This window comes from Collinsella ihumii (assembly GCF_030385545.1).
Classification (GTDB): domain Bacteria; phylum Actinomycetota; class Coriobacteriia; order Coriobacteriales; family Coriobacteriaceae; genus Collinsella; species Collinsella ihumii.
Genome location: NZ_JAUEIQ010000009.1, coordinates 75,456 through 94,948 on the forward strand (window position 1 = coordinate 75,456; position 19,493 = coordinate 94,948).

The 19,493-nt window shown below is 61.1% G+C and carries 19 protein-coding genes and 1 tRNA gene; 12 read left to right on the forward strand and 8 right to left on the reverse strand.

The window, feature by feature from the left end; translation table 11 throughout:
* Positions 1-21: 21 nt before the first annotated feature.
* The 6 genes from rny to hflX all read left to right on the forward strand — a co-directional run bounded on the left by rny (position 22) and on the right by hflX (position 6,671).
* Positions 22-1,572 (forward strand): ribonuclease Y, encoded by a 1,551-nt coding sequence (gene rny / locus QVN30_RS09380; protein WP_289836179.1) that lies wholly within the window; start codon positions 22-24, stop codon positions 1,570-1,572.
* A gap of 5 nt (positions 1,573-1,577) precedes the next feature.
* A complete protein-coding gene (locus tag QVN30_RS09385) occupies positions 1,578-2,666 on the forward strand; it encodes an ATP-binding protein (RefSeq protein ID WP_204569648.1) in 1,089 nt (362 codons plus the stop codon).
* A gap of 86 nt (positions 2,667-2,752) precedes the next feature.
* The gene (locus tag QVN30_RS09390) at positions 2,753-3,073 is read left to right on the forward strand and encodes a stage V sporulation protein S (RefSeq protein ID WP_087199050.1); all 321 of its coding nucleotides are present in this window, start codon (positions 2,753-2,755) and stop codon (positions 3,071-3,073) included.
* A 3-nt stretch (positions 3,074-3,076) separates the two neighbouring features.
* On the forward strand, positions 3,077-4,435 hold the full coding sequence (miaB, locus tag QVN30_RS09395) for a tRNA (N6-isopentenyl adenosine(37)-C2)-methylthiotransferase MiaB (RefSeq protein WP_204569650.1): 1,359 nt from the start codon (positions 3,077-3,079) through the stop codon (positions 4,433-4,435).
* Complete coding sequence (miaA, locus tag QVN30_RS09400) at positions 4,432-5,379, forward strand: tRNA (adenosine(37)-N6)-dimethylallyltransferase MiaA (protein WP_087199054.1); 948 nt, start codon at positions 4,432-4,434, stop codon at positions 5,377-5,379. Before miaB ends, miaA begins: the two co-directional genes overlap by 4 nt.
* 2 nt (positions 5,380-5,381) lie before the next feature.
* A complete protein-coding gene (hflX, locus tag QVN30_RS09405; protein WP_289836180.1) occupies positions 5,382-6,671 on the forward strand; it encodes a GTPase HflX in 1,290 nt (429 codons plus the stop codon).
* Between the two features lie 16 nt (positions 6,672-6,687).
* Here hflX and QVN30_RS09410 read toward each other — a convergent pair whose 3' ends face one another.
* Both QVN30_RS09410 and lexA read right to left on the reverse strand, forming a co-directional pair.
* Entirely contained in the window at positions 6,688-7,410 is a 723-nt protein-coding gene (locus tag QVN30_RS09410) for a heparan-alpha-glucosaminide N-acetyltransferase (protein WP_289836181.1), read from the reverse strand.
* Between the two features lie 17 nt (positions 7,411-7,427).
* Positions 7,428-8,066 (reverse strand): transcriptional repressor LexA, encoded by a 639-nt coding sequence (lexA, locus tag QVN30_RS09415; protein ID WP_066832030.1) that lies wholly within the window; start codon positions 8,064-8,066, stop codon positions 7,428-7,430.
* A 159-nt stretch (positions 8,067-8,225) separates the two neighbouring features.
* On the opposite strand from lexA, the gene QVN30_RS09420 reads away from it, so the two are divergent.
* The 3 genes from QVN30_RS09420 to dut all read left to right on the forward strand — a co-directional run bounded on the left by QVN30_RS09420 (position 8,226) and on the right by dut (position 9,683).
* Complete coding sequence (locus tag QVN30_RS09420; RefSeq protein WP_289836182.1) at positions 8,226-8,645, forward strand: LysM peptidoglycan-binding domain-containing protein; 420 nt, start codon at positions 8,226-8,228, stop codon at positions 8,643-8,645.
* A gap of 146 nt (positions 8,646-8,791) precedes the next feature.
* Positions 8,792-9,235, forward strand: a complete 444-nt coding sequence (gene nrdR / locus QVN30_RS09425) for a transcriptional regulator NrdR (protein WP_066832034.1) — start codon at positions 8,792-8,794, stop codon at positions 9,233-9,235.
* Between the two features lie 4 nt (positions 9,236-9,239).
* The gene (dut, locus tag QVN30_RS09430; protein ID WP_087199063.1) at positions 9,240-9,683 is read left to right on the forward strand and encodes a dUTP diphosphatase; all 444 of its coding nucleotides are present in this window, start codon (positions 9,240-9,242) and stop codon (positions 9,681-9,683) included.
* Positions 9,684-9,759: 76 nt separating this feature from the next.
* On the opposite strand, the gene QVN30_RS09435 is transcribed toward dut, so the two are convergent.
* Positions 9,760-11,058, reverse strand: coding sequence for an MGDG synthase family glycosyltransferase (locus QVN30_RS09435; RefSeq protein ID WP_289836183.1), 1,299 nt, complete (start codon positions 11,056-11,058; stop codon positions 9,760-9,762).
* Positions 11,059-11,213: 155 nt separating this feature from the next.
* Between QVN30_RS09435 and QVN30_RS09440 the strand changes: the two genes are divergently transcribed.
* Entirely contained in the window at positions 11,214-12,158 is a 945-nt protein-coding gene (locus QVN30_RS09440; RefSeq protein WP_087199066.1) for an NAD(P)/FAD-dependent oxidoreductase, read from the forward strand.
* A 213-nt stretch (positions 12,159-12,371) separates the two neighbouring features.
* Here the strand turns inward: QVN30_RS09440 and QVN30_RS09445 are convergent, their stop codons facing one another.
* Positions 12,372-13,244, reverse strand: coding sequence for a DegV family protein (locus tag QVN30_RS09445; protein ID WP_066832050.1), 873 nt, complete (start codon positions 13,242-13,244; stop codon positions 12,372-12,374).
* A 137-nt stretch (positions 13,245-13,381) separates the two neighbouring features.
* On the opposite strand from QVN30_RS09445, the gene QVN30_RS09450 reads away from it, so the two are divergent.
* Positions 13,382-13,993 carry a DUF1836 domain-containing protein gene (locus tag QVN30_RS09450; RefSeq protein ID WP_289836184.1) on the forward strand — a complete coding sequence of 204 codons (612 nt, stop codon included), beginning with the start codon at positions 13,382-13,384 and terminating at the stop codon, positions 13,991-13,993.
* 47 nt (positions 13,994-14,040) lie between these two features.
* Here the strand turns inward: QVN30_RS09450 and ftsR are convergent, their stop codons facing one another.
* The 3 genes from ftsR to QVN30_RS09465 all read right to left on the reverse strand — a co-directional run bounded on the left by ftsR (position 14,041) and on the right by QVN30_RS09465 (position 16,132).
* Positions 14,041-14,898 carry a transcriptional regulator FtsR gene (ftsR, locus tag QVN30_RS09455; protein WP_435051636.1) on the reverse strand — a complete coding sequence of 286 codons (858 nt, stop codon included), beginning with the start codon at positions 14,896-14,898 and terminating at the stop codon, positions 14,041-14,043.
* Between the two features lie 2 nt (positions 14,899-14,900).
* Positions 14,901-15,269: an FHA domain-containing protein gene (locus tag QVN30_RS09460; RefSeq protein ID WP_289836185.1), complete on the reverse strand. Its 369-nt coding sequence runs from the start codon at positions 15,267-15,269 to the stop codon at positions 14,901-14,903.
* Positions 15,270-15,376: 107 nt separating this feature from the next.
* Positions 15,377-16,132, reverse strand: a complete 756-nt coding sequence (locus tag QVN30_RS09465) for a CDP-alcohol phosphatidyltransferase family protein (RefSeq protein WP_087199071.1) — start codon at positions 16,130-16,132, stop codon at positions 15,377-15,379.
* A 279-nt stretch (positions 16,133-16,411) separates the two neighbouring features.
* Here QVN30_RS09465 and QVN30_RS09470 point away from each other — a divergent pair.
* A tRNA-Pro gene (locus QVN30_RS09470) sits at positions 16,412-16,488 on the forward strand.
* 144 nt (positions 16,489-16,632) lie between these two features.
* On the opposite strand, the gene QVN30_RS09475 is transcribed toward QVN30_RS09470, so the two are convergent.
* Positions 16,633-19,152, reverse strand: a complete 2,520-nt coding sequence (locus QVN30_RS09475) for an S-layer homology domain-containing protein (protein WP_289836186.1) — start codon at positions 19,150-19,152, stop codon at positions 16,633-16,635.
* Positions 19,153-19,493 lie beyond the last annotated feature (341 nt).

Genomic DNA, 19,493 nt, shown 5'->3' on the forward strand with positions numbered 1-19,493 from the left:
AATGATTAAGGAGAACTGAGCATGGAAGTAGCGATCGGCATTGTATGCCTCCTCATCGGGGCTGCCGTTGCCGCAATCGCCATGCGCAGCGCCAAGAGCGGAAGCCTGCGAGAGGCCGATTCGAAGATCGAGTCGGCTCACGCGGAGGCGGAGCGCTTGATCGGCGATGCCAAGCGTACTGCGGAAACGATGAAGAAAGAGGCCCTGCTCGAGGCCAAGGAAGAGATCATTCAGAACAAGCAGGCGGCCGAGGCCGAGGAGAAGCAGCGCAAGCGCGAGCTTCGTGCCCTCGAGAACCGCGTCATGCAGCGCGAGGAATCCCTCGATCGCCGCAACGACGCGCTCGACAAGCGCGAGCACCAGCTGTCGAGCCAGGCGGGCCAGATTGAGAAGCGTTCCCGTGAGCTCGATCAGCTGGTCGCCAAGCAGACTACGGAGCTCGAGCGCATCTCGGAGCTCACCCGCGAGGACGCCCATCGCGAGCTGCTCGACAAGGTACGCGGCGAAGTGACCCATGAGGCGGCGGCCATCATCCGCGACTCCGAGCAGCAGGTCCGCGCCGAGTGCCACAAGACCGCCCAGGAGATCATCTCCCTGGCCATCCAGCGCTGCGCCGCAGATCACACCGCCGAGGTCACGGTCACCTCGGTGCATATTCCCTCCGACGACCTCAAGGGTCGCATCATCGGTCGCGAGGGTCGCAACATCCGCACGTTCGAGCAGGTGTCCGGCGTCAACCTTGTGATCGACGACACGCCCGAGACGGTCGTGCTGTCGAGCTTCGACCCGGTCCGTCGCGAGACGGCGCGCGTCGCGCTCGAGAACCTGATTGCAGACGGCCGCATTCACCCTGCGCGCATCGAGGAGATGTATCGCAAGACCTCCGATCTCGTCCAGCAGCGCGTGCGTGATGCGGGTGAGCAGGCCGCGTTCGATACCGGCATCCACGATCTGCACCCCGAGCTCGTGAAGACGCTCGGCGCGCTGCGCTACCGCACCTCGTTCGGCCAGAACGTGCTGCAGCATTCCATCGAGGTCTCCGAGCTCTGCGGCATCATGGCTTCCGAGCTCGGCGTCGACGTGCGCGCCGCCAAGCGCGCCGGCCTCCTGCACGATCTGGGCAAGGCGATCGATCACGAGGTCGAGGGCCCGCATGCGGTCATCGGCGCGGATCTCGCCCGCCGCTATGGCGAGAAGCCCGCGATCGTGCACGCCATCGAGGCCCATCACGGCGATGTCGACCCCAACTCGGTGCTCGCGGTCCTTGTTCAGGCCGGCGACGCCATCTCGGCGTCCCGTCCCGGCGCCCGTCGCGAATCCGCTGAAAGCTACATCAAGCGCCTCGAGAAGCTCGAGGAGATCGCCAACTCCCATGCCGGCGTCGAGCGCACCTATGCCATGCAGGCCGGTCGCGAGGTGCACGTCATGGTTCAGCCCGACAAGATCTCCGATGCCCAGGCAACGGTGCTCGCGCATGATATCGCGCATCAGATCGAGGACGAGATGGAGTATCCCGGCCAGGTCCGCGTCGTCGTTATCCGCGAGAGCCGCGCCGTCGATATCGCCAAGTAGCGCCCATGTCTGACGCGAACGAGCTCATTTCGTTTATCGCCTCCATGTCCGGTGAGGGGAACCTGCGCGTCGAGGAGAATCTCGGCGAGGGTTTCGTGAAGCTTCGCGTCTCCGAGGCTGAGCGTCGTCAGGCCAAGCACGACATCCAGCATGTCGAGGACATCGTCATCGAGATGCTTCGCAACGCGCGCGATGCCGGTGCCACGAAAATCTATGTCGCCACAGCTAAAGAGGAGCGTGTCCGCACGCTCCTCTTTCTTGATAACGGCTCCGGCATTCCGTCCGACATGCATGAGCGCATCTTCGACGCACGCGTGACCTCGAAGCTCGAGACGATGAAGATGGACCAGTGGGGCGTCCACGGGCGCGGCATGGCGTTGTTCTCCATTCGCCAGAACGCCGAGTCCGCGCACGTCGTCACCTCCGCTCCCGGCAAGGGCTCGGCGATTCGCGTGGTCGTCGACACCGATAAGCTCTCCGAGCGCGCCGACCAGTCGACATGGCCCTTAGCGGAGAAGGATGACGCGGGGGTTTTCAGCTGCACGCGCGGGCCGCACAACATCATTCGCTCGGCATGCGAGTTCGCCTTGAGCGAGCTGCACGGCTGCGACGTCTTCCTCGGTTCTCCGGCCGAGATCGCGGCGACGCTGTTCTCCCATGCCTCTTCTTCGCTCGATGCCTCGACGCTGCTGTTCGTCGATGACGCCAACCAGCTTCCCGTCATCGATCGTCTGGGGAATGCAGGAGATGCCTCCGACTTCATGCGCGTTGCCAAGGGGATCGGCATCGATGTGTCCGAGCGCACGGCGCACCGCATCCTCGCGGGCACCATCAAGCCTGTCCGCAGCGTCTCCGCGCGCCTGCTTCGCGAGCGGACCAAGGCGGCGCCGAAGCAGGCGGGGCCCGTCGATCTGGCGCGTGACAGACGTGGGCTCAAGATCGCCCACGAGGACCTGAGCCAGTTCTCTCGAGCGGTCGAGCGCGATTTCAACGAGCTCGCGTCCCGGTACTATTTGAATCTCGTCAACGACCCCAAGATCCGGGTGACGCGCGACCGCATCACCATCACGTTCGATATCGGCAAGGAGGAATAGCCGCTCTTGCGCTTGTATCAGGGGGTCCGATACGATAAAGTCTTCATAATGCCTTAATTATGCACTACACGCAGGAGAAATGTAGCATGGAGTTCCTGAAGGTATCGAGCAAGTCGTCGCCCGCGTCGGTTGCCGGCGCCATTGCCGGTATGGTAAAAGACGGCGTGCCCGTCAATATGCAATGCGTCGGAGCTGGCGCGGTGAACCAGGCGATCAAGGCCATCGCGATCGCTCGTGGTTTTCTGATTCCCACCGGGTTCGACATCTCGTGCGCTCCGGTGTTCTCCGATATCCTTATCAACGGTGAATCCCGTACGGCGATCAGGCTCTCGGTGTACGTGCATCGGCTTTCCGCGCAGGCGGGCGACACCTTCGATTTCACAGACGACAATCTTCGAGTCGGGTAGGGTATGCAATCCTCTGTTCTTTCCGGTAAAACCTATTTCATCCGTACGTTCGGCTGCCAAATGAATATGCACGATTCGGAGCGCGTGAGCGGTCTTCTGGATTCGTGCGGTTGCCTTGAGGTGGCTGAGCCCGCCGAGGCGGACATCGTCATCTTCATGACGTGCTGCGTGCGCGAGGCGGCAGACACCCGTCTGTACGGTCAGTGCTCTTCCTGCAAGAGCCTTCCCGCGCCTCCGGGCGGCAAGCGCGTGATCGCGGTCGGCGGCTGCATCGCGCAGCGCGACGGTGCCGGCTTGTTGACGAATCTCGATAACGTGGACGTCATCTTCGGCACGGCGTCCATCGCCCATGTCGCAGAACTGCTTGAGCAGGCGTTTGTTGAGGGCGGCCACCACATCCGCTGCGAAGAGAAGGACTCCGGCGCCGCGACGGACATGCCGTGGCACCGCGCTGAGAACTATCGCGCCTGGGTTCCCATCATGACGGGCTGCAACAACTTCTGCAGCTACTGCATCGTCCCCTATGTTCGCGGACGCGAGAAGAGCCGCTCGTTCGAGAAGATTGTCGACGAGGTCACGGGGCTCGTCCGCATCGGCGTGCGCGAGATCACGCTGCTCGGTCAGAACGTGAACTCCTATGGGCGAGACCTGTTCGGGACTCCTCGTTTTGCGGAGCTGCTGCGCGCGGTGGGCGATACCGGTATCGAGCGCATCTTCTTCACGTCGTCCCATCCGAAAGACCTTCTGCCCGAGACCATCGATGCCATGGCGGAGGTTCCCGCGGTGATGCCGCAGCTGCATCTGGCGGTCCAGTCCGGTTCCTCCCGCATCCTCAAGTTGATGAACCGCCGCTATACCCGTGAGCAGTACCTCGCGCTCATCGACCAGGTTCGGGAGCGGATACCCGACATCGCGCTTTCCACGGATATCATCGTCGGTTTCCCGGGTGAGACCGAGGAGGACTTCGAGCAGACGCTGTCGTTGGCGGAGCAGGTGGGATACGCGCATGCGTTCACGTTCATCTACTCTAAGCGAGCGGGCACGCCGGCGGCGACCATCGAGGACCCCACGCCGCGCGATGTCATCCTCGAGCGCTTCAACCGTCTCGTGAAGGTCATCGAGGACGGCGCGTACGCCTACAACCAGCACGATCTCCATACGGTTGTGCCCATGCTCGTCGAGGGCACCTCGAAAAAGGATGCGACCAGGCTTCTGGGCAAGAGCCCCAAGAATCAGACGGTTCACGCTCCGATTCCCGAGGGGTACACGGTGGACGAGCTTATCGGCAAGATCGTCGACGTCGACGTCGATCGAGCGCGCACCTGGTATCTGTCTGGAACGGTGGTCGGATCTCCGCGATGAGTGACGGCAGGGGAGAGACGCAGGTAAAACCGGTCATCGCAATAGTCGGTCCCACGGCGTCCGGCAAAAGCGCGGTGGCCGACGAGGTTGCCGTCCGGCTCGATACGGAAGTCATTTCCGCGGATGCCATGCAGGTGTATCGGGGCATGGATATCGGTACGGCTAAAACGCCGGTGGCCGAGCGCCGGGTCCCGCTGCTGCTCGTCGATATCGTCGACCCCTGCGAGGCCTACTCGGCAGCGCTGTACCAGATCGATGCACGCCGCGAGATAGACCGATTGCTCGGTTGCGGCAAAGCGCCCATTTTGTGCGGCGGGACGGGTCTCTATGTCCGAGCCGCCCTCGATGAGATGGACTTCCCGAGCGGCGATGTCGAGAGCTCGTCCCGCATGCGGTATCAGGCCATGGCCGCGGAGCTGGGCGATGAGGGGATCCACGCCGTGCTTTCCGAGCGCGACCCGCGCAGTGCCGCCTTGATCCATCCCCATAACGTACGCCGGACGATCCGTGCCCTCGAGATGCTTGACGAGGGGGTGTCGTATGCCGATCAGAGCTCGGGATTCTCTTGCCCCCGCGCTCGGTACGAAAGCATGCAGTTCGCGTTGACCATGGATCGGCAGCGGCTGTACGCCCGCATCGACGAACGCGTGGACCAGATGGTGCGCGCAGGCCTTGTCGATGAGGTTCGCGAACTCGTGGCGCACGGTGCTGCGGACGCATTGACCTCGCGGCAGGCGATCGGGTACAAGGAGATTATCGACGCCCTCGAGCATCGTTGCACGATGTCCGAGGCGATAGATACCATCAAGATGCGCTCACGTCGCTATGCCAAGCGCCAGCTTTCCTGGTTCAGGCGCGATGGGCGCATCGTTTGGCTTGATATGGACGAGATGGGCGTCGAGCAGGCCGCTCAACGCATCATCGAAGAATACGAGAGAGGCTGAGTTTGGCTCGATTCACCTTCCTTTCGACCTCGATTGAACCTGAACGCGCGCTGCTCGTTGGCGTCGAGTGGCGCACGAATGCCTGGCCGGTCGAACGCTCCCTTGACGAGCTGGAGCGGCTTGCGGGCACGGCGGGCGCCGAGGTGGTGGGCAGGTTGACTCAGCGCCTCGAGCGGCCGGTGCCGAAGTCGTTCATCGGATCGGGTAAGGTGCAGGAGCTCAAAGACCTTGTCTCACGGCTCGATGTCGATGTCGTCATCTTCGATGACGATCTCACTCCGGCGCAGCAGTCTCACCTGGAGAAGACCATCGGTGAGCCGACGAAGATCATCGATCGCACGGCGCTCATCCTCGATATCTTCGGCTTGCACGCCAAGACGCGTGAGGGGCGGCTGCAGGTCCAGCTCGCACAGCTCCAATATCTGCTGCCGCGCCTGCGCGGCATGTGGTCGCATCTGGCGAAGGAGCAGACGCGCGGCGGCATCGGAAGCAGGTTCGGTCAGGGCGAGAGCCAGCTTGAGGTCGACAGGCGATTGATCCGCAATCGCATCTCAGCGTTGCGCCGCGAGCTCAAGGAGCTTGAGAAGCGGCGAGAGGTCCAATCCAAGCATCGCGTCAAGTCCGATGCGTTCCGCGTGGCGCTTGCAGGCTATACGAATGCCGGCAAGTCGACGCTTTTGAATACGCTGACGGGTGCGGGGGTGCTTTCGGAGGACAAGCTGTTCGCAACGCTCGATCCCACCACGCGCTCCTACGTGCTCCCGGGCGGTCGCTCCATCACGATCACCGATACGGTGGGCTTCATCCAGAAGCTCCCCCATGGGCTGGTGGAGGCGTTCAAATCGACGCTTTCCGAGGTGCGCGGGGCGGATCTTATCCTCAAGGTGGTCGATGTCGCCGATGAGGATCGCGAGCGCCATCTTGAAGCCGTCGATCGCGTCTTGGAGGAAATCGGAGCAGGAGAGCGGCCCTCGCTTACGGTCTACAACAAGGCCGATCTGCTCGACGCCCACGAGCTCGAGACCCTGCGCGTCCGAATGCCGCAAGCGGTCTTCTTCTCCGCTCGGACCGCACTGGGGCTTGAGCAGCTTCTTGACAGGCTTGCTGCCGAGGCCGCGGCATCCGACCGCCTGATCAGCGCCGAGGTCCCGTATCGGGAGGGGTCGCTCATGAAGGTCGTGCGCGAGCAGGGCCAGGTGCTATCCGAGGAGTACCTGGAAGACCGCATGCGGATCGTTGCGAAGGTTCCCGAGCGCATAGCCGCCAGGCTGCAACGCTACGCCGTCGAATAAGACGGTCGATGCAGCGTCATCGGCAGACAAGCTCGAAGATGACGATGAGAAGCGGCTGATGGATGAGGTAGATCGGCAGGCTCAGCTTTCCAATCCTCGAAAGCGCGGGGGCGGCATCGACGTACATCCATGCCGGATAGCCCTCGGGGCGAATTCGCGAGAAGAGCTGCGAGGCGTAGGCTCCCGCGAGGTACATGAACGTGAACGGGACGATGGGGTAGTAGTCTCCCGATGTGAAACCCGCAGCCGGGAATCCGAGCCATGCGAGGCCCTCTACCTGATAGAGACGGTGGGGGACATCGAGGGTCAGCAGGAACAGGATGAAGGCGGAGATACAGGATATGGCTGGGTGCAGGCGCTTGAGCAGGGGATCGAGCACAGCGTAGATCGCGGTGCTCGCGGCCATGCAGAACAGGATGCCGAACGATACGGGCGTGTCGAGGGCTGCGACCGTGGTTGCCGCCCATACGACCAGCGCGGCAGAACCGTAGACCGCGGCTCGCTTGAGATTGTTGCGCGAGCAGGAGGTCATCCAGCCGGCGAGCGCAAGGAAGACCCAGCTGATGGAGGCGCGCCAGATGTCCTGGAACAGCGTGCCCTGGAACCAGGGCATGTCGAAGCCGTAGATATAGGCGGCATCGTACGCCGCATGGAACAGCACCATCGAGATGATGGTGAATCCCCTGAGCATATCGAAAAATGCGATACGCCTTCTCTGAGTTGCCTGGTTGCTACCCATGTGCTTTCGCAGACGGTCTAGAAGCGACGCATCAGCGCCACGACCTTGCCCAAGATGGTGGGATTAGTGGCGTAGATGGGTTCCATGGCATCGTTTTCCGGCTGCAGGCGCACCCGTCCCTGCTCCTTGTAGAACGTCTTGACGGTCGCCTCGCCATCGATCATCGCCACGACGATCTCGCCGTTCATGGCGCTCTTCTGCTCGCGGACCACGATGTAATCGCCGTTGTAGATGCCGACGTTGATCATGGAGTTGCCGTGCACCTCAAGGATGAAGGAGCTTGAATCCGTCGCTATCTCGGTCGGCAGGGTGAAAGTGTCCTCGACGTTTTGCTCGGCCAGGATGGGCAGGCCGGCCGCAACGCGCCCGATAAGCGGAAGCGAGATGGTCCCGCGGTCGGGAACCTCCTTGACCTCGGCGAGTGCGCTCGCCGACCCGTCCTGGTTGAAGACCTCGAGCGCACGGGGCTTCGTCTTGTCGCGCTTAATGAGCCCGCGTTCCTCGAGAGCCGAGAGATGGGCGTGGACCGTGGAAGGAGAGGACAGGCCGACGGCCGCCGCCATCTCGCGCACACTGGGGGGATAACCCTTCTCCTGCTGATAGGCGCGTATGAAGTCGTAGATCTGCTGTTGGCGCTTCGTGATTTTGCGTGCCATGTCCCTCTCCAATCAAAACCCAAACAAATGTTCCCATTTTTCTTGACAAGAACAACTGTTCGAACATAATAATATACGAACACTCGTTCTTGCGCCAGCAAAATATGTCCGCGCGAGAAGGTATACCTACTATCGTCAGTCAGACGAGAGGAGATATCGATGAGCACCAGTATGTACACCGACGGAAACCTTGCCTTGGTCCTTGATACGCCCCGTGCCGGCTTTTCCGTTGTCGATGGCTATAAGCGCACCTATGATTCGCGCGACCAGGCTCAGGAGTGCGCCGTTGCCTCCGCACTGGCCCCGAAGACCCTGATGATCGTTTTCGCGCTGGCCGCCATCATGGTCGCCTGCCTGTTCGGCACGCTCATCGCCGGACAGCGCGCCTACGATACGGGCCTTGCGTCCCAGCAGCGCGCCGAGCTCGTCGTTGGTTCCGGGGACACGCTGTGGAGCATCGCTTCCGAGCACGCTATCGAGGGGCTGAGTACCCAAGACACCGTATCGGTCCTGCGTGAATGGAACGACCTTTCCACAAGCTCGCTGACTCCGGGCACGACGTTGGTTGTTCCCGCATAATGATCGCAAGGGGGCCTTCATGGCCCCCTTGCTGTTTTCCGGGAGGTCTTCTGGCCGGCGATGCGCCTGCGACTGGGGATTCGATGTGTCCCGTTTGTCCGTGGTAGACTTGTTCGTATCGTCAGTTTGGAGACGGAGGAGGTCGCATGCGTTGCCCAAAGTGCGGCTTTGACGATACCCGTGTAGTCGATTCTCGTACCCAAGAGGCCACGAACGCCATCAAGCGTCGCCGCGAATGTCGGAAATGCGGATATCGGTTCACCACGTTCGAACGGTGCGAAGATCCCATCGAGGTGCTCAAGAGCGACGGATCGATTCAACCTTTTGATCGCAACAAGCTGCTGGTCGGCCTCATGCGTGCGACCTCCAAACGAGATATCGATCTTTCGGCGCTCAACGGCATCATCGATGACATCGAGCGCGAGCTTCGCGGCCGCACCCTGACCGCTGTCAGCTCTCACGAGCTCGGCGACATGGTTCTCAAGCGCCTGCAGAAGATCGACAAGGTCGCCTACATCAGATTCGCGTCGGTGTACCGCGACTTCCAGGACGTTGACGAGTTCATTGAAGAGCTAGATAAAATTAGGTGATGACATGGCAGAGCTAAACGTTTCAATCAAGCGACTTGACCCCGAGGTCGAGCTTCCCACATATGCATATGAGGGCGATGCGGGCTTGGATCTTCGCGCGAACGAGAGCGTCGAGATCCCGCCTCATGAGCGCGTGCTCATCTCCACGGGTATCGCGATCGCGCTTCCTGACGGCTACGCCGGTTTCGTTCAGCCTCGAAGTGGCATGGCGCTCAAGCGCGGCCTCTCGATCGCGAACACCCCAGGCCTCATCGATGCCCATTATCGTGGCGAGATCAAGGTTATCGCGGTGAATCTCGATCCCCGTGAGACGATTCGCATCGAGCGCGGTGAGCGCATCGCGCAGCTGGTTATCCAGCAGGTTCCCGTCGTTCATCTTGTTGAGGTCGACGAGCTCGATGAGACCGATCGCGGTGCAGGCGGGTTCGGGTCGAGCGGCTCTCACTAGATGGGCCTCGACTTGGTTTGGAAACGGACGCATGCGTGCGTCCGTTTTTTTGTTACCCGGTGAAGGCTAATGAACGCTAACGGATGTGGGCGGGTTTGTCTCCGATGTAGAATTCGGCGAAATGGCGCTCGCGGCGCTTGGGCTTTCCGACGAGCTTCATCGTCTCGCGCACGATGTCTTCGGCCGCATGGGGATGGCAGAGCGCGTCTGCGTTGATGAGGAGCGCCCTGAGCGCGCTCGGATTGTCGTTCAGGTGCTTCAGGGTCGTGATGAGCTCTCGTGCCGTAGTCACGTGCATGCAGGCGCCAAAGCCGGTGAGCATGGTCGTGTTCGCCTTCTCCTGGCCGTATGATTTCCCGAGGAGCAGCATCGGCAGGTGCGCACAGAGGCATTCGGTGACAGCGAGACCGCCCGACTTGAGAATGGCGAGGTCGGACGTGTGCATCAGCGTCGCCATGTCCTCGACGTAGTCCATGACGGTCACGTTCTCGAGCCCCATGGCCGAAAAGATCGTTTTGAGACGATTGGAGTATTCGGTGTCGCGGCCGGGCAGAAAGACGAAGTGCATGTCTTCGAAGCTGCGCAGGAAGGGGAGCGTCTGCTCCATGGATGCGCGGAAGCGAACGTAGGGCTGCGGCAGGCTCGCTCCCGCCATGACCAAGACGATCTTCTTGTCTTTGGGCAATCCAAACTTCTCGCGGTCCTCAACGGGGTCGGAATCTATATCGAAACCGCCGCGCACGGGGATGCCTGTGATGGCGATGCGGGATTCCTCGACTTTGCGGGGACGCAGGGTTTCAGCCATGAACTCGGTGGCCACGCAGAACAGATCGGTCTCCTTGTGGGGCCACCAGCCCTCGATCTCATAATCGGTGGGAATGCAGACGATTGGGTATTCCACACCGGTGATCATGCGGGCGCCGACGGCGACGTTCGCCGCGGTGATATGCGTCGCGATGATCGCGAGCGGTCGCTTGTCGAGAACATATTCATTGAAGGCAGGGAACATGACGCGCGACCATCCGGTGCCGCCGCCCCACAGGAGGCGTCCGGTCAGGGTGTAGCGCCAGGTGATATCGTAGATGGGGCGCGTCGCTCCCGTGAATGCGGCGGCGGTCTTGTTACCGTCAAACTTGATACGGCCGAAGTCGAGGATGTCGATAACATCGACGAGGACGTCATCGGGGATGCCGTCCGTGCCGCGCATGCGCTCGATGGCCTGCGCGACCGCATGCGCGGCCGCCCGGTGTCCCGAGCCGACCGAGGCGTGCATGATGGTGATCACGGGCTTGGCGGGGGATGCCGCCATGGCGATCTGAGCGTCGGAAGGGGTCGGGGCTGCGTTTGGTGTATCGGATATATGTTGCGATGACATGCAGCCTCCTTTGCGAACTCCGTCCTATTGTACGCTGTGCAGGCGGATGCGACCACGTTTGCTGCCGGTATGGTTGATAGACAATACCTTGTATCATGTTTGTACATAAAAACTTGGGGTATGAGGAGACCGAGTGACCGTTGAAGGAGGATTTCATGGATTCTGCTCGTGAATTTGATGCCATCGTCATCGGCGGAGGCCCTGCGGGAAGCGCTGCGGGACTCTATGCCGCGCGCGCTAGCCTGCAGGTGCTCGTGATCGAGCAGGGTATGCCGGGCGGGCAGATCGCGACGACGGATATCGTCGACAACTATCCGGGCATCCCGAACATCACTGGCGCTGAGCTCGGGCAGAAGATGCTCGACCATGCGGAGTCGGCGGGTGTCGAAGTCGCCTATGCGATGGTGCTCGCCGTGGATCGCAGCGAGGACGGCATCTTCACCGTCAAGACCGATTCCGAGACGTATGCCGCACCGGTTCTGATTATGGCCACCGGGGCGGTCCCGCGTACCGCCGGGTTCACGGGTGAGGATACGTTCCGCGGTCGCGGAGTCTCATACTGCGCAACGTGCGACGGCATGTTCTACCGTAACAAGAAGGTGTTCGTTGTCGGTGGCGGCAATTCCGCGTGCGAGGAGGGCCTGTATCTCGCGCATATCGCGGACGAGGTCGTGATGGTCCTGCGCCGTGACGAGTTCCGCGCGCCTCAGGGACGGGTCGACAAGCTGTTGGCCTGCGACAACGTTTCCGTTAAGTATTCGACTTCGATAGATTCCGTCGAAGGCGGGCACCTGATCTCCCGAATCGCGTTCAGGGACAACGTGTCGGGTGAGACCTATGTCGAAGAGTATCCCGAGGGCTCGGTCGGCATCTTCGTGTTCGCGGGAAACGACCCGGTAGTCGATCTGGTGCGTCCTATGGTCGAGATCGCGCAAGACGGCGGTGTCGTCACCGATGAGACCATGGCGACCAAGACGCCCGGGTTGTACTGTGCCGGCGATATGCGCTCGAAGAAGCTTCGTCAGGTCGTGACCGCGGCGGCAGATGGAGCCATCGCCGGGTCGGCGGCCTATGCGTACGTTCGGGAGCTTCGGGGTTAGGTTCACCCGGCGCCGTGATGGTCTGGTTGGTTTCTGCGGCCTGATGACTGTGCGGACTCGACGCATGGTTGGCCAGGCTGCAGGGCTTTTCCGCGCCCGACTCCCCTTGTTCGGTATGAACTTCTGATAATACATGTTATGTCAAGTAGATAGGAACTGAAAGAGGCACCGTGTATCCCCCTTCGGATGCGCGGTGCCTACCATTGCATGGGCTTATGCCCACTCGTAGCCGATGATCAGACCGGATTCCTCTGCGTAATACGAGCACAGCCCGCCGCACGGAAGAATCTTGACCTCAGCCTGGGGCCAAGACTCCTGGATTGCGTTCTTCAGCTCGAGCGCGGCGCGCTCGTTGTCCACGTGATCGATGTAGACCAGACCGCCGTGGAAGCCGTCTTGCGCCATGCACTCGACGGTCTTGCGGTACGTCTTCTTCTCGCCGCGTGTCGGACCTACGATCTTGATCGTGCCCTCGGCGCTCGCGGTCCCGAGCATGCGTATGTTGAGCTTGCTTGCAATCGATCCCGCGAGACGCGGCATGCGGCCGCTTTTGACGAGGTTGTCGTAGCTTGACAGCGAAAAGAGCACGGTTGAGTACGCATCAAGGCGCTCGAGATACTCGACGACCTCCTCGAATGTCGGCGTGTGATGGCTCAGGTACCGATCGAGCAGATCGACGATGAGCTCCATCTTGCCGCCGGTGGCACGCGAGTTGAGGATGTAGATGTTCTTGCCCGAGATGATGCCCGCATGCTCGCGCGTGTACTCGTCGAGCACGATGTTGCGCGCCGTCGAGGCCGCCTCGTAGCTGCCGGAAAGGTTTGCCGAGATCGTGATGGCGATGACATTGTCGGCACGGCGGAACTCTTCGGCCCACACACCGACGCTTGGGCAGGAACTGGATGACGACTCGTTGGATTCGGCAACCTTGCGGTTGAGTTCGGATACATCGAGCTGTTCGTCATCGACGAACTCCTCTCCGCCGACATGGATGGTCAGCGGAACGGACGTGAACGTGGTATCAGGAGCCGATGGCTTCCAGCCCCTGAGGTTGCAACTCGAGTCAGCGACGATCGCCCAAGTCATGAGACATCCTTTCGATAGCTCCTGCCCCTCCAGTATAGGGCACTCCCCTCCTAATAGTTTTGAAAACTAGGTTGTTTGGTCGTAAAGACCATGTGAGTCGCTATACTTCTAGAAAACAGCAAGATTGGGGGCGCTCTATGGAGCAGCACGTCACGATCATTCCCATGTTAGACTCGTGTGAGCGCATCACGCAGCAGGATGTGTCGCCGACGGTTCTCCCCGATGCGTTTTTGACGTCTGACGTCGCATGCGCTGCAAAGCATTTCCATATGCCCCGCTACGATGAGCTTCCCAACGTCGAGTTGTATCGCGACCAGGTCATCGAGTACATCGAGCAGGTGCTCGCCCCCCTCTCGGGCTGTTCCGACGGTCCCTGGCTCACGCCTTCTATGGTCAACAACTATGTGAAGCAGCGGCTCGTTCCCGCCCCGGTCAAAAAGCTGTACGGGCGCGAGCAGATCGCCCGCCTGCTTACGATCTGCATCTTCAAGCAGTTTCTGCCGATCGATGCCATCGCTCGCCTGTTCCGCATCCAGAAGGTCACCTATCCGATCGATGTCGCGTTCGACTACGTGTCCGCGGAGATCAACAACGCGGTGGATAGCGCGTTTTCACGTCAAGACGGCATGCGCAGGGATACGGCGTCCCTCGTGACGCGCGAGTCGCTGCTGGTGCGCAGCGCTGCCGCGGCCTTCGCGTCGAAGGTGTTTCTGATGAGCTATCTGACTTTTGCGGGGTATGAGGGCTAAAAAGCAGGCCCCGAGGACGCGATGGTCTTCGGGGCCAAAAACGGGCTTTATGCTCGGGGCTTTCTCGTGGTGCGCTGCTGAGGCAGCGGCTTGACGCCCGTGGAGCTCGCCTGCGTCGAGACCGATTCGGCCTGCTTGGCGGCTTCTGCGCGCGTGATCTCGTCGTCGATGGAGTCGAGGTCTGCGTCCTCGACCACAGCGTTCAGCGACTCGAACACGCGGTTCTTGAGCAGCGCGGTGTGCACGCCGTCGGTCAGGTCGTGCAGCTTGTTGAACGCTCGCTCGAGCTTCTTGTTGCGCTCGTCGTCGGAGTCGTCCGAGCTGATCATGCTGATGAGCACCTGCTCGAACATCGAGGACTCGCGGTTAGCGGACACCACGTACTGGCGAAGGTTGCGCGGCTCGATATGGAACCTGTTGAGCTCGGAGCACAGGCGGATGATCTTGAAGTCGCGACCGTCGACGAGCTCGCGGTTCTGCGGGCTGCGGATGAGTCGGATCAGGTCGTTGTCGGCAAGCGCCCGGATGAAGGAGATCTCGACTCCGAGGAGGTCGGGGATGTCCTCGATCGGGTGGAGCTTCTGCTGGGTCTCACGAGGCTCCGACTTCATGGGAAGATCGGACAGCAGGCCGACCTCATAGGCAAGCGTCGAGAGGTCGGTGGCGCTGTCCAGCTTCTGCTTGATGACGTTCAGCGGCATGTAGCGGGTCTTCTGGAGATGCAAGATGACCTCCAGACGGTCGACATCCTCTTTGGAGTACTGGCGATAGCCCTTGGGTGTACGGTGCGGCGTGATGAGCCCCTCGTCCTCCAAGAAGCGAATCTTGGAATTCGAAAGGTCGGGATACGCGCCACGAAGATAGTTGACGACCTGGCCGATGCTGAGGTAACTGCGCTCAGCCACCGCTACTCACCGGTTTCGATGCGCTCCGTCTGGCTTTCATGGTAGATCAGCGTGAACGTGCCGATCTGAACCGAGGAGCCGTCATGAAGCGGCGCGGAGTTGACGATGGCACCATCGACCCAAGTGCCGTTGAGCGAACCGAGGTCCTCGATCAGGACGCCGGCGGCATTGCGGATGATCTTGGCGTGGGCGCGCGATACGGTCATGTCGTTCAGGAAGATGCCGTTGGACGGGTCGCGACCGATGGTGGTCTCTGCACCCTCGAGCTCGAAGGTGTTGCCCGTCTGAGGCCCCTTGATGATCGTGAGAACCGGCGTGTTGGCCTGCACGTTCTTCATGAGGTCGGGCACGGTCGCATCATCGACAGGCATACGGAAGACGCAGGTCGAATCTCCGGATTGGTCGAGACCAAACGGAGTGCGCATCATATCAGACATAGTTTCTCCCTACGTCATCGAGTAAACGGTCAATACTTTTCCTATTCTACCCCACCGGAGCCGTGCGCGACCTCAGCGCCATACGGTTCATCGGAGTCATCAATCTCGGGGTTCAGGAAATCGATGTCCTCTTCCTCGGGGTGCTGCAGCGCGTGCCTGATCGCGAACGCGCCCTTGATGGTGTACAGGACGGCGGTTATCAGCGAGAACACGCAGCCGGCGTAGACGAAGAAGATGCCGAGCGGCACGGGCTGTCCATTCAGACCGGGGAGCGCGCTGACCGACGCATCGAACAGTTGAGGTCCCTCGACTACGGGCAGGCCGAGCAACATGAGGGAAAAACCGCTCATGAGCAGCGCGGTTGCGATCTTGCCGGTGTAGACCACGTCGATGGGGCGACGATGGTAGCGGTGGACGATGAGGTTTCCGCCCGCGAGGTACACGTCGCGCCCGATGATGAGGATGCAGACCCAGATGGGAAGCTCTCCCCTGCCAACAAGGCCCAAGACGCCCGTGAACAGCAAGGCGCGGTCGACCACGGGGTCCATCATCTTGCCGAGCCAGCTGACCGTCTTGGTCATGCGGGCGATCTGCCCGTCCAGCCAGTCGGTCGAGGCGGCGATGGCATAGATGATGAGGGCGATGTAGCGGTTCTCGTTCGTGATGAACAGGTACAGGAAAACGAAGGTGAGGACCAGGCGCGTGAAGGTGATGAAGTTGGAGATCGTGAAGATCTTATTCGAAGGGTAGTCGGATGTTCCGATGAGCTCCTTCTTGATCTTTTTCTTGAGGCTCACGTCTCTCCCCCGTCATGGTACTCCTGCACTCAACTAGAGGAATGATACCCGAACCGCCTTTGTCTAACAGAAGAACATGCAAAAGGCTCATAGACCCACGGGTTTGCGGTCTTTTCCCTGCATGATGGGACGCGGTCTCGCGAGAGTTCCGAAGGGGCTTCGGTATAGGCTGCAAACGGTCATATCCTCTAGATCAAAACTTTTTTGAAAAAGGTACTTGCATTGAACCGAAGAAGTGAGTAAAGTACTCTTTGCTGTCAGCGAGACAGCGCATTGCTTCGGGACGTGGCGCAGCTTGGTAGCGCACTTGACTGGGGGTCAAGGGGTCGCTGGTTCGAATCCAGTCGTCCCGACCAGAAGCTTCAAGGCCAGGGTTTTCACTCTGGCCTTTTCTTTTGCGAAATCATTTTACAGAGTAATACGCCAGTTTACGGCATGTCGGGAAGGCGGGTATCCGGGCGCCTTGACGGCGCGCAGGCCCCGCCTCCCCGATAGGAACGTTACCCTTCGGCGAAGATGCCTGCGTTGACGGCGGCGACCATCACCTTGGCCATCTCGGCGCGGGTCATCTCGCGGGCCGCCTGGAGTTCGCGACCCCCCTCAGTCTCCACCCCGTCGATGACGCCGTTGTCGACCGCCCAGGCCACGGCTGTGCGCGCCCATGCGGAGATTCCGTCGGCATCGGGGAACTCGTTGAGGCTCTCGGTCGACTGGGCGTCGAGGTCGGCGCCCACGGCCTTGGCGAGCACCGAGCAGAACTGCTCGCGCGTGAGCGCGTCGCCCACGCCGAACGTGTCGGATGCGCTGTATCCCTCCATGACATCGTTGGCCACCGCCCAGTTGACCGCGTCGGCGTACCAGGCGCCCTGGTCGACGTCGACATGCGCAGTTGCGGCCGCGTCCGTGTCGTCTTCGCCCAGAAGGTTCCACATGACCTGTGCCGCCTGCTCGCGGGCGAGCGTGTCGTTCGGGCCGAACGTGCCATCCCCATAGCCGCCCATGAGTCCGAGGTCCGCAGCGCGCTCGACACAGGCGCTGTACCACTCGTCAGCGGGCACGTCTGTGAAGATGTGGTCTAATGGGTCGGCGTAGGCCTTGATCGAGAAGTTGTCGTAGGCGAGCGCGTCGCTCATCGGAAGGTAGTCGCTTGCGAGCTTATCGACCAGGTCGGACCATGCACCGTCGGTGTACAGGTAGCTTTCGCCTTCGTTGACGACCGAGCGGAAGAAGATGGGCACCTGCGTCTGGATGACCGATTCGACGTTATCGGCGATGGCCTGCTCCTGAGAAGCCAGGTACTCGGAGACCTCAGCATCCGTCGCCTCCGGATGCGTCTCGAGGTATTCGGAGCGCATGGTCTCGATAACCTGGTCTTTGATGGCGTGCGTCTGATCCTCGACGATGCGCAGCTCGTTAAGCTCGAGGTCGCGAAGCTGTCTGCCCGGCGAGCCCTGGAACAGGATGCCATACGTGTCGTCGGCAAGCCGCATCGTAACGACCACCGAGAAGCGGTCACCTTTGGCGAAGCCCATCTTCCCACGGTCCTGAGCAGGGATCATCTCCAGATGGTAGCCGCCGTACTCGTAGCTCGCCTCGAAGCGGGTGAGCAGCTCGCCGTCCGTCGGATCGGTGGCGCCGTCGGCCAAGCGGTAGACCTCGTAGGTCACCGTCGTGCCAGGTTGCGCCGTCTCGCAGGACAGGCTTGTGAGCCTTTGGCCGTCCTCCGCCGTGAAAACGTTTGCCGTGTGGGCGATATCCTCGTACATATCATTGAGGGATATATTCGTTGGCATGTAGTCGTATTGGTTGACGATGTAGGTGCCGTTCTTGTCGGTCTCCCGGCCATCCACATCGTAGTCGAACGCCTCGATAACTGAGATGCTCTGGTCGTAGTAGGACAGATAGAAATAGCCGTCGTCGCCGAAGTTGGATTTGTTGGGGAACTCGTTGCTTTCGGCACCCCAGCTATTCTTCACGATCCAGGCGCCGTCTGCCGGCGGCTGGTGCTCGGCATTGAAGTTCTCCTTGGAATAGCCGTCGTCCCAGCCCACGATGGTCACGGCGTGGTTTGTCATGGCCGGGTGGTAGGTGTAGTGCGCCCACGTTTCGGTGTTGATGTAGGCGTCCTCGGAGACCTCGCCGGGCTTGGACGCGTCGGCGCAGAACGAGATCGAGACGGCGCGTCCTTCAAAGATCTGCTCTTTGATGGCGGCCGTCGCGTTCTCGTCGTACATATAGGCGTCGTTCTCGTCGAACGTTGCGGGCGAGGGCAGGATGAACGACTCCTCGAGAGCGGCGGACGATCCTGCGCGCAGGGCTTCGTCAAGCGTCCAGGTGCCTGCCGGCGACCAGAACATGTCATCATAGACGATGCCCTCGTCGTTCCTGTAGGGAGCCATCCATTCTTCGACGGGCCCGATGCCACTGGAGAATAGCGAGGTCGCATAGGCGACGTAGCCACCGTAGTTGTAAACCGCGTTCTCAAGCGAGTATCCCAGGGTCTGCTCGGCAAACTCCGGGTTGGGAACGTCGTCGGTCTCGGTCAGCGCGTTGTATCCGCCCTCCCCACCCTGGCCATCGTAGCTCTCATCTGTCGCGTCATCATCCGGTAGATGGGTGGCCATGAAGTAGGCAAGGTGGCGCTCGGAGAAGTCGAGGCCGGTGTCCGCATAGGTGGTTCCCAGCTCGGAGAGCAGGCTCGTCTCGGAGGCGGCGATGGCGGCGAATCCCCAGCAGGTGCCCCAGGGGTTCTGGAGCTTGACCGGCGTCACCACGCCGCGGTCGCGCAGGTCGAACGTGTCGGGCAGGACCTCGGATGCCGTCTGAAGGCGGATGGTCGAGTTTTCGGAGGTGAAGTTGTACGCCTCGTGGGCTTTCGCGTAGCCGAGGTCGTCTGTGTCGAGCGCGCGTGCCGGCGCCGCCATGGCGCCCAGCGCTGTCGTCGCGATGCCGAGCGCGAGCGCGCCGCGTACGATCAGGCCCGTTGTTTGGTTGCGCCATGCGCCGTTCAAATGCAGCATTTGCGATTCCTTTCCTGGCTCCCCTGCCGGCCATCCCGCATCCGGCATGTATGTCGATTAGTATCCCATGGCGCGTGGCGGGCGCCATAAGACGGCCGAATGGATGCAGGAAATAGAGAATGAACGGGATGGGGAATTCGGCAAACGGTACCGCGCAGTTGTGATGGTGCTCCTGCCGGGATCGGAAGGACATATCGCAGCGGGTTGGTGGACTCTCTTTGAATCTAGCACTGCTTAGGGGTGAGTCGTAGCGCAACAACGATGAGGATATTGCGCGGCTTGTTCGTGCAAGGGCGTGGCCATCACGAGCTATTTGGAGTCATATCGACATCAGATGGGCT

Coding starts and splice junctions, on each gene's coding strand:
- rny (WP_289836179.1), top strand. CDS start 22: ATGGAAGTAGCGATCGGCATTGTATGCCTCCTCATCGGGGCTGCCGTT.
- QVN30_RS09385 (WP_204569648.1), top strand. CDS start 1,578: ATGTCTGACGCGAACGAGCTCATTTCGTTTATCGCCTCCATGTCCGGT.
- QVN30_RS09390 (WP_087199050.1), top strand. CDS start 2,753: ATGGAGTTCCTGAAGGTATCGAGCAAGTCGTCGCCCGCGTCGGTTGCC.
- miaB (WP_204569650.1), top strand. CDS start 3,077: ATGCAATCCTCTGTTCTTTCCGGTAAAACCTATTTCATCCGTACGTTC.
- miaA (WP_087199054.1), top strand. CDS start 4,432: ATGAGTGACGGCAGGGGAGAGACGCAGGTAAAACCGGTCATCGCAATA.
- QVN30_RS09410 (WP_289836181.1), bottom strand. CDS start 7,410: ATGGGTAGCAACCAGGCAACTCAGAGAAGGCGTATCGCATTTTTCGAT.
- lexA (WP_066832030.1), bottom strand. CDS start 8,066: ATGGCACGCAAAATCACGAAGCGCCAACAGCAGATCTACGACTTCATA.
- QVN30_RS09420 (WP_289836182.1), top strand. CDS start 8,226: ATGAGCACCAGTATGTACACCGACGGAAACCTTGCCTTGGTCCTTGAT.
- nrdR (WP_066832034.1), top strand. CDS start 8,792: ATGCGTTGCCCAAAGTGCGGCTTTGACGATACCCGTGTAGTCGATTCT.
- dut (WP_087199063.1), top strand. CDS start 9,240: ATGGCAGAGCTAAACGTTTCAATCAAGCGACTTGACCCCGAGGTCGAG.
- QVN30_RS09435 (WP_289836183.1), bottom strand. CDS start 11,058: ATGTCATCGCAACATATATCCGATACACCAAACGCAGCCCCGACCCCT.
- QVN30_RS09440 (WP_087199066.1), top strand. CDS start 11,214: ATGGATTCTGCTCGTGAATTTGATGCCATCGTCATCGGCGGAGGCCCT.
- QVN30_RS09445 (WP_066832050.1), bottom strand. CDS start 13,244: ATGACTTGGGCGATCGTCGCTGACTCGAGTTGCAACCTCAGGGGCTGG.
- QVN30_RS09450 (WP_289836184.1), top strand. CDS start 13,382: ATGGAGCAGCACGTCACGATCATTCCCATGTTAGACTCGTGTGAGCGC.
- QVN30_RS09460 (WP_289836185.1), bottom strand. CDS start 15,269: ATGCCTGTCGATGATGCGACCGTGCCCGACCTCATGAAGAACGTGCAG.
- QVN30_RS09475 (WP_289836186.1), bottom strand. CDS start 19,152: ATGCTGCATTTGAACGGCGCATGGCGCAACCAAACAACGGGCCTGATC.